The 16,376-nt window shown below is 64.3% G+C and carries 18 protein-coding genes; 2 read left to right on the top strand and 16 right to left on the bottom strand.

All coding sequences use genetic code 11. The features are described from left to right. Positions 1–12 precede the first annotated feature (12 nt). From K2U94_RS05915 to K2U94_RS05905, 3 genes are all read right to left on the bottom strand, one after another. A complete protein-coding gene (locus K2U94_RS05915; protein ID WP_243065387.1) occupies positions 13–1,206 on the bottom strand; it encodes an IS256 family transposase in 1,194 nt (397 codons plus the stop codon). A gap of 119 nt (positions 1,207–1,325) precedes the next feature. Beyond that, entirely contained in the window at positions 1,326–2,237 is a 912-nt protein-coding gene (locus K2U94_RS05910) for an SDR family oxidoreductase (protein ID WP_243066322.1), read from the bottom strand. Between the two features lie 22 nt (positions 2,238–2,259). Beyond that, positions 2,260–2,631 carry a VOC family protein gene (locus tag K2U94_RS05905; RefSeq protein WP_243066321.1) on the bottom strand — a complete coding sequence of 124 codons (372 nt, stop codon included), beginning with the start codon at positions 2,629–2,631 and terminating at the stop codon, positions 2,260–2,262. 87 nt (positions 2,632–2,718) lie between these two features. On the opposite strand from K2U94_RS05905, the gene K2U94_RS05900 reads away from it, so the two are divergent. Further along, on the top strand, positions 2,719–3,141 hold the full coding sequence (locus K2U94_RS05900) for a MarR family winged helix-turn-helix transcriptional regulator (RefSeq protein WP_243066320.1): 423 nt from the start codon (positions 2,719–2,721) through the stop codon (positions 3,139–3,141). 260 nt (positions 3,142–3,401) lie between these two features. Here the strand turns inward: K2U94_RS05900 and K2U94_RS05895 are convergent, their stop codons facing one another. Next, complete coding sequence (locus K2U94_RS05895) at positions 3,402–3,614, bottom strand: hypothetical protein (RefSeq protein WP_243066319.1); 213 nt, start codon at positions 3,612–3,614, stop codon at positions 3,402–3,404. Between the two features lie 160 nt (positions 3,615–3,774). Here K2U94_RS05895 and K2U94_RS05890 point away from each other — a divergent pair, with 160 nt between their 5' ends. Continuing rightward, the gene (locus tag K2U94_RS05890) at positions 3,775–4,023 is read left to right on the top strand and encodes a hypothetical protein (RefSeq protein ID WP_243066318.1); all 249 of its coding nucleotides are present in this window, start codon (positions 3,775–3,777) and stop codon (positions 4,021–4,023) included. 31 nt (positions 4,024–4,054) lie between these two features. Here the strand turns inward: K2U94_RS05890 and K2U94_RS05885 are convergent, their stop codons facing one another. From K2U94_RS05885 to gfa, 12 genes are all read right to left on the bottom strand, one after another. Beyond that, positions 4,055–4,810: a COG4705 family protein gene (locus K2U94_RS05885; RefSeq protein ID WP_243066317.1), complete on the bottom strand. Its 756-nt coding sequence runs from the start codon at positions 4,808–4,810 to the stop codon at positions 4,055–4,057. 117 nt (positions 4,811–4,927) lie between these two features. Further along, positions 4,928–5,518, bottom strand: a complete 591-nt coding sequence (locus tag K2U94_RS05880; RefSeq protein WP_243066316.1) for a hypothetical protein — start codon at positions 5,516–5,518, stop codon at positions 4,928–4,930. 28 nt (positions 5,519–5,546) lie between these two features. Then, positions 5,547–6,194 (bottom strand): nucleotide-binding protein, encoded by a 648-nt coding sequence (locus K2U94_RS05875; protein ID WP_243066315.1) that lies wholly within the window; start codon positions 6,192–6,194, stop codon positions 5,547–5,549. Positions 6,195–6,268: 74 nt separating this feature from the next. Further along, positions 6,269–7,012, bottom strand: a complete 744-nt coding sequence (locus tag K2U94_RS05870) for a hypothetical protein (RefSeq protein WP_243066314.1) — start codon at positions 7,010–7,012, stop codon at positions 6,269–6,271. Between the two features lie 73 nt (positions 7,013–7,085). Continuing rightward, on the bottom strand, positions 7,086–7,643 hold the full coding sequence (locus K2U94_RS05865) for a hypothetical protein (RefSeq protein ID WP_243068922.1): 558 nt from the start codon (positions 7,641–7,643) through the stop codon (positions 7,086–7,088). A gap of 111 nt (positions 7,644–7,754) precedes the next feature. Beyond that, positions 7,755–8,318 (bottom strand): hypothetical protein, encoded by a 564-nt coding sequence (locus tag K2U94_RS05860; protein ID WP_243066313.1) that lies wholly within the window; start codon positions 8,316–8,318, stop codon positions 7,755–7,757. Between the two features lie 12 nt (positions 8,319–8,330). Continuing rightward, a complete protein-coding gene (locus tag K2U94_RS05855; RefSeq protein ID WP_243066312.1) occupies positions 8,331–8,801 on the bottom strand; it encodes a hypothetical protein in 471 nt (156 codons plus the stop codon). After that, positions 8,798–12,568 (bottom strand): efflux RND transporter permease subunit, encoded by a 3,771-nt coding sequence (locus K2U94_RS05850; RefSeq protein WP_243066311.1) that lies wholly within the window; start codon positions 12,566–12,568, stop codon positions 8,798–8,800. Before K2U94_RS05850 ends, K2U94_RS05855 begins: the two co-directional genes overlap by 4 nt. Positions 12,569–12,577: 9 nt before the next feature. Further along, on the bottom strand, positions 12,578–13,822 hold the full coding sequence (locus K2U94_RS05845) for an efflux RND transporter periplasmic adaptor subunit (RefSeq protein ID WP_243066310.1): 1,245 nt from the start codon (positions 13,820–13,822) through the stop codon (positions 12,578–12,580). A 65-nt stretch (positions 13,823–13,887) separates the two neighbouring features. Further along, on the bottom strand, positions 13,888–14,292 hold the full coding sequence (locus K2U94_RS05840; RefSeq protein WP_243066309.1) for a hypothetical protein: 405 nt from the start codon (positions 14,290–14,292) through the stop codon (positions 13,888–13,890). A 523-nt stretch (positions 14,293–14,815) separates the two neighbouring features. Continuing rightward, entirely contained in the window at positions 14,816–15,646 is an 831-nt protein-coding gene (gene fghA / locus K2U94_RS05835; RefSeq protein WP_243066308.1) for an S-formylglutathione hydrolase, read from the bottom strand. Positions 15,647–15,727: 81 nt separating this feature from the next. Then, positions 15,728–16,300: an S-(hydroxymethyl)glutathione synthase gene (gfa, locus tag K2U94_RS05830; protein WP_243066307.1), complete on the bottom strand. Its 573-nt coding sequence runs from the start codon at positions 16,298–16,300 to the stop codon at positions 15,728–15,730. Positions 16,301–16,376: the final 76 nt, after the last annotated feature.

Here is a 16,376-nt window from a genome sequence, read left to right as displayed (position 1 = left end):
TTGCGCCTTTTCTCAGGCTGCGATTTTTGGCGGCGCGGCGGCTTCGTCGGCGAGGCCGGCCATCGTCTCCAGGCTCATGTAGCGATGCTGTAATTGCCACTCATCATTTTGTTCGAGCAGGATGGCGCCGAGGAGCCGCCTGATCGAAGTTTCGTTGGGGAAAATGCCGACCACGTCGGCGCGCCGTTTCACCTCCTTGTTGAGGCGCTCGATCGGGTTGGTGGAATGCAGCTTCGGCCAATGCGCGCGGGGAAACGCCATGAAGGCGAGCACGTCGGCCTCGGCGGCGTCCAGCATATCGGCCAGCCGCGAAAATCGCGCCCGCAATTGGTCGGCGACCTGGCGCCAGGTCCGTGACGCAGCGGCCTGATCCTCCTGGGCAAAGACGGAGCGGATCGCCGCCGACACCATGCCATGATGCGCTTTGGAAACATGAGCGAGCGCATTGCGCATGAAGTGCACCCGGCAACGCTGCCAACTCGCCTTGAAGACTTGGGCGATAGCCGCTTTCAGGCCTTCATGCGCATCGGAGATGACCAGCTTGACGCCCTTGAGGCCGCGGCTTTCCAGCGAGCGCAGGAAGCCGAGCCAAAACACCGCCGCCTCCGACGGCCCCAGCCCGAGCCCAATGATCTCACGCCGCCCTTCGCCGTTCACCGCTGTGGCTATTATTGCGGCGACCGAGACGATCCGGCCGTTCTCGCGCACTTTCAGATAGGTCGCGTCGAGCCAAAGATAGGGCCACTCGCCTTCGAGCTTGCGATCGAGGAACGAGTTCACCCGCTCGTCGATGTCCTCGCAGAGCTTCGACACCTGGCTTTTCGAGATGCCCGACATGCCCATCGCCTGAACGAGATCGTCGACCTTGCGTGTCGAAACGCCCTGGATCCAGGCCTCCTGAATGACGGCGACAAGCGCGCGCTCGGCGGTCTTGCGCGGTTCGAGGAAGCCAGGAAAATAGCTGCCCTTGCGCAGCTTCGGGATTTTGAGTTCCAGCGTGCCGAGCCGGGTGTCGAGTTCGCGCGGGCGATAGCCGTTGCGCTGCGTCGTGCGCACATCTGAACGCTCGTAGCGTCCGGCGCCGATCAGGTTGTCGACGTCAAAATCCATCAGCTTCTGCAACACCGCTTCGGCGAGGTCCTTCAGGAGGTCCTCCCCGCCGCGCTCGCGCAGTTGATGAAGAAATGCCATTGTGTCGTCGGTCATCATGTCCTCGTTTCGGTGGGGTCAAGCTTCAGCAACTCGACCATAACCAAAGAGGGCGCGGTGACCGCCCCGGCCCGCCGGCGGGCTCCGCTAAGCGGAGCTCCGCCCGCCGGCTTCACTCAGAAATCTCCACCACCTTCGTGGACGCTACCGCCACGGACCGTCTGTTCAACCACCTGACGATAATCAGCCGTCGGGCGGCCGATCAGTGCGCTGAGTTGGCGGCCATTGTCTTCTAATGCCCCCTTGGAAGCCGCGACATCGGAGTCCGCGATAAGTTCGGCCACGCTCTCGGGGAGACCCATACCGATGAGCGCATTCTTGAAGACCGCGCCGGGCATATCCTTATAGACTATGGGCTTGCCGGCAGACGCGGCGATCGCGTCGGCAACATCGGCCAAGCTGTAGCTTTGGTCGCCCGCCAACTCGTAGATGCGTCCCGCGTGACCCTCGGTCGAGAGTACTATGGCTGCGGATTCGGCGAAGTCAGCACGGGTGGCGGTTGAGAACCGCCCTTCGCCCGCACTGCCGATCACCGCCCCGTGATGAAGCGCCGGGGGCACCGCCGCCATGTGGTTCTCCATGTACCACCCATGCCGCAGCAGCACGACCGGAAGGCCAGACGCTTTCAGAAGGGCTTCGGTCCGCAGATGGTCCTCACCAAGACCGAGGGGTGAGGTGTCGGCATGAAGCAGGCTCGTATAGGCGAACAAGCCGACGCCTGCAGCCTTCGCGGCCTCGATGACATTCTGGTGTTGGGAAACGCGGTCACGCTGTGCGCTCGACGAGATCAGCAACAGCCTGTCGATGCCGGCGAAAGCCGCCAGGAGGGTGTCGGGCCGCGAATAGTCAGCGATGCGGAGTTCGACGCCATGCGCGGCGATCTGCTTGGCGACGTCGTGGTCAAGCGACCGGACGCCCGCAACGATGCTGCTCGCCGGAACTCTCTTGAGAAGTTCTGTGATCACGAGGCGGCCGAGCGCGCCGGTCGAGCCGGTGACAAAGAGTCGAGGCCGGTTGGAGTTCGTCATGTCGTTTTCCTTGGTCGCCAAATCAGGACTTCATGACCGTATGGGCCGTGATCGAGTAGCCGAACGGATCGCGGAACGCGAAATATCGGCCGAACGGCCCGTCCTTTGGAGCGAACTCGATTTCGATGCCTTGATCGACGAGGTGGTCGTGCAGTGCATCAGCGTCGTCACAGCCGAACCAGATGGCAATGCCCCTGCCCAGCTTGTCGGTCGCCCCCAGGTCGATAACAGGCGTGCGGACGGCAAACGGAACCGGCTTGGTATCGAACACGATGGCTCCCGGCGGACTCATTGACGCGGGGCGAAGCCCGACGACGTGCGTGTAGAAGGCGCGCGCGGCTTCAATGTCCTTGACTTGAATGCCAATGAAATCAGGTCCGATCAGATGCGGCATGACGGGGTTTCCTTGTATTGTTGGATTTGATAATATCAGTGCGCTGATATAATGTAAGGGCCCTGATATGTCAATGCGAGTTTACTGATGGACGACCCCTATGCGACGATAGGCTTCGCGCTGAAGCTGGCCCAACAGGCGCTCCGGACGCGCATGGATGCGGAATTGCGCCGGATCGGCCTGACCACGCCACAATATGCGGTGCTCGCCTACTTGAAGGTCGAACCCGGAGCTTCGAACGCCGCGCTGGCGCGCCAAGCCTTCATCACGCCGCAGACAATGCAGGCGATTCTCGTCACGCTCGAGAAGTCGGGTTTCATCAAGCGCACTCCCCATCCAGAGCACGGGCGCGTTCAGAAGACCGAGTTGACGCCCTCGGGCGATCAAGCCCTGGAGGCAGCCTCTGAAATCGTTGCCGATGCCGAAAAGCGCCTTGTCGATGCCGCGGCGCCGCTCGATCCTCAGCTTGTTGCAACCATGCTAATGCGGTTGGCAAATGCCCTCCGATAGCTGGCAGCTTTCAATATTGGGCGAGCAACAGCAGCCAGGCAGGAAAGGCCCCAGTTGCCGACCTAAGCAGGCTGAACGAGCGCATATCCAGAGAGCGATTGCATCGTAGCGATCAGTGGGCAAAGCAAAAAATGCCCCGTCTAACGTCCGAAATGGCCGCCGTTATCCACCCAAATGCCGCCGAAACCCGCCGATAGCCGCATAACTCGGAGTATCTGCATAATCATCAACGGGTTATGACGATCTCGTAGTGCTCATCTTCATCGGGCGCTGCCCGCCACTTCGCCGCCGAACCTGCGCCGCCGCCCGCATCGAACCATTGCCAATCGACGGGAAAGCGGACCCAAAAGCCGGCTCGCCGACAGTGCCTTCGTCTCGCCTTTTTCCTTGACTGGATTTTCTTTCCAAATCGCCGACTGAAGCTCGCGCAGAGTGTTGTCGGGGCGAGGAATGCAACGAATATTTGCGTTCATTGCCGGCGCGAGCGCTGTCGCGCTTCTGACCGGCAAAGTCTTTCCACTCAAGCTGGAACAATTCGCCATATCGAGTGTTCGTCGAATATGAACCGCTTGTTCCTGATTTGGGCGGCGCGCTCGCCGCCGCTACGACTCATTTGAAAGAATGGAGGAAAAAATGGCCAAAAAATTCTTGATCCTGGCGCTGAGTCTTGGAATGTCGATGATTGGCGCGACCGCCTATGCCGGCCGCCTGGTTGACGGCGCCCTCGGCGCCGGCGCGGGCGCGATTGTCGGCGGCCCGGTCGGCGCCGTCGCCGGCGGCGTCGTCGGCTATACCGCGGGCCCGACAATCTCATGCGGCCTGCGCGGCGGCTGCCGCCATTATCATCATCACCGCTACCACCACTATCATCATCATTACTGATGGCGGTGGCGCGCGGATTCCACCTTTCAGGTCAACGGGCCTCGGCGGCGCGCATGCGCGGCCAGGCAGAGGTGAGCAGCGCGAGAATGAGCAGCGCGAGAAGAAGAAACGCGGCGCCGCAGGAAACGGAAAAACCGAGGCCGAGGCCATCGGCGAGATAATCGCCGAGATTGGTCGCGACGGCGCGGATCAGCAGAACCACGGCCCAATAGCCGAATTTGGATGAAGACTGGCCGGCGACGCGCAGCATGACGGCGACGGCCGCCGCCGGAGCGGTGAGCAGCATGGCCTGGCCGACGCCGAACCTCAGCTCGTCGGCCAGATAATCGCCAGCGATGGTCCCGAAAGCGTTGGCGAGGATCATCGCCGTCCAATAGGCGGCATTGGCCGTGGGGAACGCCATCGCGGGGCCGTCGGCGGCGTCGACCGTCCTGATCGTGTTCTGACCGAGGCGCCCCGTGATCGCCAGCGTTGCGACCAGAACGGCCAGGGATCCAATGATCAGCGCGGGATAGGAGAGACGCAGCTGATGGGTGGCGAAGTCCGCGACATCGGTCGCGCCGGCGCGCGAAACGACGATCGCCACCCAATAATAGGCTTCGCCCAGGAAGGCGATACGGCGCGAGGCCACCGCCATACTCAGGAAAATAACGGAAAAAATCGCAAAAGCCCCGAGAAAGCCGAGGCCCAGCTTGTCCGACGCCAGATCGCCGAGATTTGTCCCGCAGACGCTCGCGATCAGCAGAAGCAGCCAATAACGGGCATTGATCTCGGGCAGTCCCTGCATGACGCGGCTCGCGACGCTTTGAGGCGCGGGCCGCGCCGGAACCGTTAAATTCCTTTTCGCCGACAGTTTCGCTACGGCTGGATGACGTTTCGGAGAACGTCAGGGCGCGTTCGCATCCTATCGCGGCATTGGCGCGAAGGGGGGCGCGCCCGGCCAGCGGTTGCCCCCGGCGCCGAAGGGCATGAAATTGTTCATCGTGCCCATCGCGGGCCCAATGCTGGCGTCGAGATTGCGGGCCGAATGCTGGATGAGGGCGACGGTCAAGGACATTTCGCGGGTGGAGGCTTCGACCGCGGCCACATGTCGGTTCATCTCCTGGAAATTCGCGCGCATATTGCCCAGATCGCTTCTCATGCCGCCCAGATCGGCGCGCATTCCGCCGATATTTGTTTCCATGTCGCCCATGATGGTGGCGATCAATCGCATCTGCTGCGACATCACATCCATTTGAGCGGTCATGCGCTGGGTCTGCTCCGCCATGATGCGCGCGTCGCTGGTCAGCAGATAGATCAGGAAAAAGCCATAGGCCGCCAACAGGACGAAGGCGCCGAGACCGGCATAGACCACCAGCCGAACAGAGCGCAGCGCCATGGCCGCCTTGTCAAGATAGGCGACATATTCCGGCGGTCGTTCCGGAGGGTCCGGGAAAACATGCTTGGGATAGTCTTTGACCATTTCGACTTTGGCCGGGTCTTGCGTCGAGGGCATGGATTATTTTCCCTTCTTGGGCCGAAGCTCAAAGCAAGGCCGCGACCGAGGCGGCGAAGCGTTCGAATTCCCCCGCCGCCTTTGTCTGGCCCTTCATCTCGAACACGCCGAGGCCTTCGCTGAGGCTGCGGCAATAAGCCACCCGCCGGCCGAGCACGGTCGGGAGCACGACGGCGTTGTCACACATGCCGGCCATGGCTTTGAGGACGGCGACAGTCTCCCGGGTTTCGCGCGATGTTTCGACGGATTCGGCGCGATTGACAAAGAAGGCGATGCGGGCGCTGGCCTTGCGATGCGCCAGCACCAGTTTGAGATAGCGCTGGGTCGCCCAGACGTCGGCCTGGCTCGGCAAAACCGGTATGAGAACGAGATCCGCCTCCGGAATGACCTGCGCCATGCGCGCCGCGTCGGCGGCGCCGAAATCCACCAGAATCCGACGCCCCTCCGCGGCGGACAGAGTGTCTGCCGGAGGCGCGACCTGCGGCGTCGCGCCAATCTCCTCGCGCACCGACACGAGATCGGTCAAGGTTTTCTGCGGATCGAGATCGACCAGCACGGGATGATCGCCCGCGGCGGCCAGCCACACGGCAAGGTTGAAGGCGATGGTGCTTTTGCCGCAGCCGCCCTTGAGATTGCCAATGATCGCCACCTTGCCGTCGGCGGCGAGCTTTTTCATCAATTTGGCGCTTCCGCGCGGTTTTTTTCTATTTGCGATCGCCACGGGGCCTCCCGTCAGCCGCAATCCGGCGACTAATTCTTCTTTTGTTGCGCCATATCGATGCGCCGCATGAGTTCGTCGGCGACAACGGGGTCGCTCATGATCACCGGGCTGATCAGGGCGATCGCGCCGGGGATGTCGCCCGCCTCGAGACGTTTTATAGCGCATTCCGAATACATCTGCGCCGCGTCGCGTTTGCGGCCTTCCGCAAAATAGATGTTTCCCAATTCGCCGCGCGCTTCGCAGGTAGCGGGGTTGCGGTCGATATAGGCGCGATAGGCGCTGATGGCGGCGGCGGCGTCATGGCGCGCATAAGCTGCGCGGGCGCGCGCGAGTAGTTCGCCGTTTTCCTTCGCATCCAAGGTCTTTTCCTTCGCATCCGAGGCCTGCGCCGCCGGAGCCTGTGGGGCGTTCGTCGCCTGGGCTTGCGGCGCGGCGGCCGCCGGAGCTTGCGGCTTATCCGCGGCCGGAGATTGCGGCGCGGTCGCGGCCTGATGCTGACTTTCGGCCTGAGGCGCGGCCGCCGCCTGGACCGGAGGCGCCTCGCTCGCCGGCGGCGGCGCGGCGGCAGGCTGATCTGAATTGGGCCTGGAGACGTCGGGCGGGATCATCAGTGTGCCGGACGTCCAGTCGCGCATCTTGTCGAAGCCCTTTGCGCCGGCGTCCGACGCGTGGTGCAACATGCCCCTGAAATGGGGCGACACCGACGCCGTCCACGCGCCGAGAAAGAAAAATACGATGGCGTAGAACAGTCGGGTTGCGAACCAGGAAAACATCGCCAAGCCTCAGTCATCGAGAATGAGCGCCGGCGGCAGGCAGGAGCTCCGCCTGCCGCCGGCTTCGTCGTCATCAACGCCAGGGACTGCCGCCCCAAGGACTTCCGCCCCACGGACTGCCGCCCATTGGGCTCCCCCATGGGCTACCTCCCCAGGGACTGCCCCAGGGCCCCCCGGCATAGGGCGTCATGCCTGGCCCGCCGCCCCAAGGGCCGCCGCCGTAGGGCGTCATGCCTGGCCCGCCGCCCCAAGGACTGCCGCCGTAGGGCGTCATCCCAGGCCCGCCGCCCCAAGGACTGCCGCCCCACGGACCACCGCCATAAGGACCACCGCCATAAGGAGCGCCGCCATAGGGGCCTCCCCAGGGGCCTCCTCCCCATGGCCCGCCCCAGCCATTGTTGCCCCAGCCATTGCCCCAGGCGCCGAGGTTGGTGGAGAAGTTCATATTGCCTGTTCCCCGACCCCAGCCGTTATTGTTCCAGCCGTTGTAATTATAGGGATAGCCCCAGGGCCCCCCGCCCATCGGGCCGCCGGTATAGGGAGTTCCTGCCCACCATTGCGCCTGGGCGGCGGTCGATCCCATCAGGGTTGCGACGGCGGCCGCCGCGAGCCACGTCTTGACTCTTCGCATCCTTCACCTCCCGACGGGAAACAGCCCGCGGCAAAAGGGATATGTCGATGGCCGCCGGCGGCGCCGCCGGCCATCATCTCATGCCCGCCGGCGATCAGGCCGGCGCGGGTTTCACCACCAGCCGGGACCCCAGCCGCGACCGCCTCGGTTATAGCCGTTCCAGTCGTTGTTGCCCCAGCCGTTCATGTCGGTGTCGGCGTCGCCGCCGAAGCTGAAGTTGCCCTTCATATGGCCCCGGCCGGTTCCGCGGCCGTAGCCATAGCCGCGGCCGTAGTAGCGGTCGCCGTAGTAGGGGTCATAGCCATAGGGGCCATAGCCGTAATGCGGGCCATAATAGCCGCCATAGGGCGGCGGCGGGGGCGGCGGGGGCGGTCCCCAGGCCTGTTGGGCCGGAGGCGTCGTCGTGCCGGTCTTGGAGCCGGGCTGAGCCTGAGCCGCCGGCGGCGGATAAGGATAGCCATAGCCATAGCCGTAAGGCGGGGGCGGCGGAGGCGGAGGCGCGGCTCCCCAATTGGGGTTCTGAGCTTCGGCCTTATTGCCCGGCGCGGTCGCGGCGGGTTGCTGCTGCCCGGCGCCATAGGGGCCGGAGGGCGGCGGCGGCGTCTGTTCGGCGAAAGCCGCCCCCGCGAGGCCGGCGACGCCGAGGAAAACCGCGATTCCAATTGCTTTTTTCATTGAACACTCCCCTTACCAAAAGGGCGGCTGAACGCCTGCGCGTTCATGCCACCAGTTCCACGTTTGCGCATTGGACCAGGCCGACAGCGGCGTGCTCCAGGGCACGAACATGAAAGGCGTGCTGAGACCCGCCATATTGAACGGGTCCGTCGTCGAATTCGTCTGGCCGAAGCTCCATACCTGGAGCCGCCGGTTCGGCAGGTCGCCGGCGGGGCCAAAGGGCAGATAGGCCTGGGGCGGCGTCCAGCCGCCGGGCGGAACCTGGGCGGAAGCGGGCGCGTCGAGAGGCTGCGGAAAGGCGCCCTGCGGCCCGCCGAACCATGTGGACGCGCCGCCCGGGGCAGCGTTCGCCGGGCCATAGGCCGGCGGTTCCGCGCGGCCGCCGGCAAGGTCTCCGAAAGTTGCGGCGTCGGCGCCCGCGATCATCGCCGCGATCGCCGCCAGCGCCACAAGTCCCGTCGATTGGATCCTGTCGCGTTTCATCCCTGGGCTCCCGGATCGGAGGAATCGTCTTTGAGGCGGATGCCGCGCGCATTGCGATCGCGCCTGGCCGGCGCGCGACGCGGCGGCTTTGCCGGCGCGCGCGCCGGAGGTCGAGATTCCGGCATGGCGGCCGAAGGCTCCGGCGGCTCGGGCGCCGGTGCAGGCGCGGCGGGCGCCGGCGGCGGAGGCTCGGGCGGCGGAGGCTCGGGCGACGCAACCTCGGCCTGTTCGGATTTTTTCACCAGACGCGGCGGCCGGCCCGGCGCCGCCGCGAGCGGCTCGGAGGGCTCTGGCGCGGCGGCGGGCGCTTCCGATTTTTTCACCAGGCGCGGCGGACGGCCGGACGTTTCCGGCGCCGGCGGCGGCGCGGCCTCGGACCGCCTGACCAGGCGGGCTGGGCGCGCGGGCGCGCCGGCGCCCGATGGCGAGGGACCTTCGGGCGCGGGGCCTTCGGGCGGCGCGGACGGCGGCGGCGGAGCCGGGCTGGGGCTGACCGGGGACGGCGGAATGTCGTCGTCCCCGTCCCCGTCCTGCCCACGCGCGTTGAAATATTTGCGCGCAGTAATGCAGCCGAGCGGAATCACGATCAGGGTCAGGAAGGTGGCGACCAGCGAGCCGAACAGCAGCGAAACCGCCATGCCCTGAAAGATCGGGTCGCTGAGCAGGACCATCGAGCCGATCACCAGGGCCAAGGCGGTGATCATGATCGGGCGCAGGCGGACGCGGCCGGCGGTGAGCACCGCGTCGCGGACCTCCCAGCCTTCGTGGACCTTTTCGCGAGCGAATTCGACCAGCAGGATGGAATTGCGCACGATGATGCCGGCGAGCGCAATGAAGCCGATCATCGAGGTCGCCGTGAAATCCGCGCCGAGCAGCCAATGGCCGGGCACGATGCCGATCAGGGTCAGCGGGATCGGCGTCATCACCACGGCCGGCAGCATGAAGCTGCGGAATTCGGCGACGACCAGCATGTAGATCAGCACCAAAGCCGCGCCGAAGGCGAGGCCCATGTCGCGGAAGGTGACATAGGTGACCTGCCACTCGCCATCCCATTTGAAGGCGCTGACATTGGTGGTCGGCGGCCGGCTGAAAAAATATCCCTGCAGATGGACGCCGTCGGGCGTGACGTAATGTTTCAGCTCGGATTCGACGTCGAGCATGCCATAGAGCGGCGCGCCCAACTTGCCGATGACGTCGGCGGTAAGATATTCCACCGCCCGCAAATCCTTGTGATAGATCACCGGATCGACCGGGCGGGTGCTGAAGTGGCCGAGCTCGCCGAGCGGCACCATGGCCCCGGTCTGGCTGCGCACCGGCATCACGAGGAGATTGCCGATATTGCCGCGCGTCGCCATCGGCGTCTGCAGGACGATCACCGCCTGTTCGAGATTGCGCCGCCGTTGCAGCGGTCCGGCCTCGAAGCCGCCGGTCGCCATCATGATTTCGCGGTTGATGTCCTCCACCGACACGCCGAACATGGCGGCGCGCAGTCGATCAACGTGGAATTCGATATTGTCGTGCGGCGCCTCCACGAAGGTGTTGACGTCGACGAGATGCGGCGTCTTCGTCAGGATGCCGAGCACGTGGCGCGCCACCTTGCGGCGGATTTCGGCCGTCGGGCCGTAAAGCTCAATCACCATCGGCGCGAGCACCGGCGGCCCGGGCGGCGCCTCGGCGACGGTCAGCCGCGCGCCAGCCGAAGCCGCGATCGGCTCGAGAACGGAGCGCACGTAAAGCCCGATTTCATGGCTGGAGCGGCGGCGCTTCGACTTGTCGAGCAATTGCACCGCGATGTCGCCCTGCCAGGGCTCCGCACGCAGGAAGTAATGACGGACCAGGCCGTTGAAATTGAAGGGCGAGGACGAGCCGACATAGGTCTGGAAGGCGGTCACCTCGGGGACTTTGCGCAATTCCGCGCCCAATTGATGAGCGAGATTGGCGGTCACGAACAAATCCGTGCCCTCCGGCATGTCGATGACGACCTGCAGCTCCGACTTGTTGTCGAAGGGAAGCATCTTGAACGCCACCGCCTTGAAGACGAACATCGAGACCGCGCCCATCATCGCGGCGATGATCAGGAACAGGGTGACGAAGCCGACCAGCCTGTTGTCCATCATCGGAGTGATGATTGAGCTGTACCAGCGGCCGATGGCGGCGGATTGCCGGTGCTCGCGCTCGGCGGCGCGTCGCAGCGCCGACATGCTCGGCTTCACCCGCGCCGCAAGCCAGGGCACGAAGACGAAGGCCGCGAACAGCGAAAAGAGCATCGCCGCCGAGGACAGGACCGGGATCGGCAGCATATAGGGGCCCATCATGCCGCTGACGAAGCCCATCGGCAGCAGCGCGGCAACCACGGTGAAGGTCGCGAGAATGGTCGGATTGCCGACTTCGTCCACCGCCTCGACGGTGATCCTGTCGGACGTCCTGCCGGATTCGAGCCAGCGCCGGTAGATGTTCTCGACCACCACGATGGCGTCGTCCACCAGAATGCCTATGGCGAAGACCAAAGCGAACATGGAGACGCGGTTGATGGTGAAATTCAGGACGTAGGCGACCGCGATCGACATCAGCAGCACGGCCGGAATGGTCACAAGCACGATCATCGCCGGACGCGTGCCCATCGTCACCAAAGCGAGGACCGTCACCAGCACCGAGACGATGAACAATTTCATGATCAGGTGGGAGACCTTGTCCTGCGCGGTCTCGCCATAGTCGCGCGTCACCGTCACCGTGACGGAATCGGGGATCATCCGCCCCTTCATCGCGTCGAGTTCGTGGATCAGTTCATTGGCGACGTCGATGCCGTTCGATCCGTGCTTCTTGGCGACGGCGACGGTCACCGCCGGCGCGGTGACGAAACCGTTCTCGCCGCGCACGCTGTTGTCTTCAATGCTCTTGGTTTCGGACGCGCCATGAGTGACCGCGGCGATGTCGCGCAGGAACACCGGCCGGCCGTGGTCGACGGCGATGACGAGATTTTTCACGTCGTCGACATTGGCGAGGAATTCGCCGGTGTAGATATTGAACCATTTCCCGCCGTCGACGACATTGCCGCCAGGGGCGCGCTGGTTGGCGGCGGCGACCGCGTGCGCGATCTGGCCCAGGGTGACGCCGTGGGAGGCCATGCGCGGCAGGTCCACGTCGATGCGCACCTGCTCCCGGCTGCCGCCGACGACGAAACTCTGGCCGGTGTTGGGCAAAGCCTTGAAGCGCTGGAGCACGTCGAGCCCGAGCTTGCGCAACTGAACCAGATCGAGCTTGGACGAACTGAGCGTGACGGTGACCACCGGCACGTCGTCGATGCTCTTGGGCTTGACCAGGGGCTGCATGACGCCCTTGGGAATCAGGTCCATGTGCGAATAAAGCGTCGAGTAGAGCTTGACGAGCGACGGCTCCATCTGCTGCCCGACCTTGAAGCGCACCGTCACCATGGACATGCCATCGCGCGACATGGAATAGACGTGCTTGACGCCCGAAAGCTCGGACATCAGCCGCTCCAGCGGCTCCGACACCAGATTGGCGACCTCGCTGGCCGTCGCGCCGGGATAGGCGACGAAAACATCGACCATCGGCACGGAGATTTGCGGGTCTTCCTCGCGCGGCGTGATCACCATGCCGAGGAGGCCGACCAGGAAGAAGGCGATGAGGAGCAGCGGCGTCAGCGGCGATTCGATGAAGGCGCGCGCGACGCGGCCGGCGAAGCCCAGTTCAGCGTGATGGCGAGGACGTTCCGGCTTGGGGGCTTCGTGCGCGGCAGTCTCGGTCATTGTTCCGCCTCAGCGCCGCAAGGTGGTGAGGGGATCGCCGGATTTAAGATCGGAGGCGGGATGGGCGACCACCTTGTCCCCGATGCTCAGACCGGACAGGACCGCGATGCGGTCGCCCATGGAATCGCCGAGCCGCAGGATGCGCATTTCCGCCGTCCCGTCGGCACTGACGATAAAGGCGGCGGGCAGAGAGCCGCGATAGACGATGGCGCTGCGCGGAATCCCGGGCGCCACGGCCTGTTCGCCGCCGCCGCCGGGCTGAGGGATCCAGGCGAGCCCATACATGCCGGGAGCGGCGGCCACGCCCGGCGGCAAAGCGGCCTTGATCGTGACCGTATGGCTCGTCTGGTCTGCGCCGGGGAAGATTTGCGACACCACCGCCCAGACATTGCCGCGGTCCAGGCTGACCGGCAGTTTGTCGCCGATCTTGACGTTGAGAGCGAGATCGGCCGGCGCCTCGATCCTCAGGTCGAGCTGGTCAGGGTCGGCGAGATCGACCAGAGGCTGGCCCGGCTGCACGACGTCGCCGACGCGCACATGCCGCGTCATGATGACCGCGGCGAAGGGCGCGATCGAACGGCGGTCGCGCAGGCGCTGGTCGAGCGAGTCGAGACGCGACTGGGCCGCCACCAGCGCCGCCTGCTGGCGCTCGTAGTCCGCGCGGGCGTTGTTGACGGCGGAAGGCGAGGTCTGCGCCTGGCCCTGGGTCATCATCGGCGGCGAGCCGGTCCCCGGAACATTGCTGCCCATGAAGTTCTGGAACATATTGTAGAAGGGCGTGAACGTCCGCTCATAGGCGTCGTAGCCCGGCCCGCCCATGGCCGGCTGGCGTGGCCCGTAAAGCTTCTGGTAGAGCTGGGTCTGGGCGTTCTGCTGCGCCGCCATGTCCCCGCCGAGCGCCGCCCAGGCCGAACGATATTCCGGCTTGAGCGCGGCGTCGTCGAGGGCGACGACGACCGCTCCGGCATCGACCCTCTCGCCCTCCTGCCCCGCGATGAAAGCGACGCGGCCGGGCTGCTGCGCGGTCAGATGCACGATTTCGCGCGCCTCGACCACGCCGCCGAGCTTGTAGCGCGAGGCCGTCTCCATCGGGGTCGCCTCGACCATCGGCACGGAGACGACAGACAGCGGCGCATAGGCCGACGGCGCCGGGCTCTCGTCCGAGGGCCCGTGGCCGCCCAGCCAGATCGCAACCAGACCGCCGAGAACGGCGGCGAGCAGAATGGGCAGGGTTTTGAGCAGGAGGGAAAGCATTGCCGCGCAGTCCTTCAATCAACGCGCGCCGAAGCGGCTCCGAACAGAAAGGAGCCGCCGCGGATTCAGCTGCGCGGAACCTTCCCCATGACTTCAAAGCTCTTGATGAAGGGGCTGGCCATGGCGGGATTCTTGATCATGGCGCCATAGTCGCCGACCTTGAACTTGATCTTGCCCGAAGTATAGGCAAGGCCGAGCCCCATCATGCCGATGCCGCTTTGGCACCATTTTTCCCAGTTCGCGGGGCTCGCACGCAGATCCCAGTTCAAGCTCTGGCCCTTGAAAGCGCCGGCCTCGACCACATAGCCGTTCTCGACCTTGATGGCGCCGCGCGGCTGCTCCTCATTGTCGAAGCCGTAAGCGATGACGGAATTGAAGCCGATCTTGGCGAGGGCGTCGCCCAGGTCCTTTTCGTCATTCCAGGCATTGCCGAAATCGACCATCCAGTCGTCGGAAAATAACGCTGGCATTTTCTCCTCCTCGAACTTTATTACTCGCACACGACTTCCTTGGCCGCGACGACGCTCGGCGCGGCAAATATTCGACAGGCGAGATCGAGACGCGAAAGTCGCGCCGGTCAGAGCGCCGCTGGCAATTTTTTTACGGGAGTTGGCGCAACAGGCCGCCGACCATGCGCAATACATCGGAGTTTGCTTTTGAATACGCGAATATATCCGCGCAATGCGCCGATCTTGCCCTCGGTCATTTGACCCTCCCCCTCGCTCCGGTGCATTGCCTGGCGAGGTTTATCATTCGTTTGTATTATTCACATTCGTTTCTTTTGTTATGATGATGCTATTTGAAGGGCCGCGCCGCTGTCAAGCTGAAAGACTTGGTGAATTTGGAGGATCGCCCTGCCCCAAACTGGGCAGGAAAAAATTGGAAGCCGTATAGAGCAAAGCCCTCCGGCAGCGGGGGCCGGAGGGCTTTTCCTTGAGACTGCCAAGTCAAAGTTTGGGAGACCGCCAAGTCAAAGTTTGGGAGACTGCCAAGTCAAAGTCTGGCGGCGTGCCAGGCGATATGGTCGGCCATGAAAGTCGAAATGAAATAATAGGAATGGTCGTAGCCGTCGCGCATGTTGAGAACCAGCGGGACCCCCGCCTTGGCGCAGGCCTCCTCCAGCAGCCAGGGTCTCAGCCCGTCCTGGAGAAAATTGTCGGATGAGCCCTGATCGACCAGGAAATCCTTGAAACGCGCGCCGTCGGCGATCAGCATGGTGGCGTCATAGGCGCGCCACGCCTTCTCGTCGGCGCCGAGATATTTTTCCAAGGCCGGTTTCGACCAGCCCGCGGTCGAAGGCTGGACGATCGGGGCGAATGCGGAGCAGCTCTTGAAACGGTCGGGATGCTTGAGGGCGATGGTGATCGCGCCATGGCCGCCCATGGAATGGCCGAATATGCCCTGCCGGCTCGTATCCACCGGGAATTGGGCCGCGACGAGCTCCGGCAACTCCTTGGTCACATAGGAATACATGCGGTAATTCTTGGCGTAAGGCTCCTGCGTGGCGTCCACATAAAAGCCTGCGCCGGAGCCGAACTGCCAATTGTCGGGCTCGTCCGGCACGTCGGCGCCGCGCGGCGAGGTGTCGGGGGCGACGATGACGACGCCATGTTCGGCGGCCGCCGCGCGGAACTCGCCCTTTTCGGTGACATTGGCGTGGCTGCAGGTCAGGCCTGACAGATACCATAGCACGGGAACCGGGCCACGCTCGGCCTGCGGCGGCGTGAACACGGAAAAGGTCATCGGGCAATTGGTCTCGCGCGAGTCATGGCGATAGACGCCTTGCACGCCGCCATGCGACTTGTTGGTGGAAACAGTCTCCATCGTCGAACTCCGAGCGGAAAAGAATGCGTCGGGGCGCCCTGACGGGCGCTCCGACGCTGAAACGAAAAGCGTTTGACGGGCTCAGGCGGCGAGTTTGCCCGAGGCTTTCGCGATATGGGTCGCGATCGCGTCCATCAGCGGCGGGGAGAGCGCATCATAGGGTTCCAGGTGCAATTCCTTCAGGCGCGAGCGAACCTCGCCCATGCGCGACGGCGGGAAGCCGGATTCGATGATCGAGGACACGAAAGCGGCGAATTCCGGCGGCGCCCAGCCGTCGTCCGAGGAAAGTTCGGTGTGGATGAAATCGAGCCCATAGAAGGGATGGCTCTTGTTCTCGATCCGGCCGAACATATGCACGCCGCATTCCTTGCAGGCATGGCGCTGAATCGTCGCGTTGGGATCGACGATATAGAGCTTTTCCGGATGCGCGATCACCGTGACGTTCTCGCGCGGCACGACGCCGACGACGGAGAAGACGGCGCCGCCCGGCTTCCAGCACTTGGTGCATCCGCAGGCGTGGTTATGCGCGACATTGCCCTTGATGGCGACCTTCACCGGATCATGGGCGCATTTGCAGGTCAGGGTTCCGCCTTCGAAATCGGCGCGTCCGGGCTTGAGCCCGCTATCGACTGAGGGGTGGATGCTGACAGTCATGACTTCCTCCTCGGGTTTCTGATTGGCCCCGGAACAACCCGAAACATCCGAGGCGTCAACGGCGGGCGCAGGACGC

It is taken from the genome of Candidatus Rhodoblastus alkanivorans (genome assembly GCF_022760755.1).
Taxonomy (GTDB): Bacteria; Pseudomonadota; Alphaproteobacteria; order Rhizobiales; family Beijerinckiaceae; genus Rhodoblastus; species Rhodoblastus alkanivorans.
Note: the sequence above shows the minus strand (reverse complement) of the source record. Positions and strands in the feature narration are given on the sequence as shown.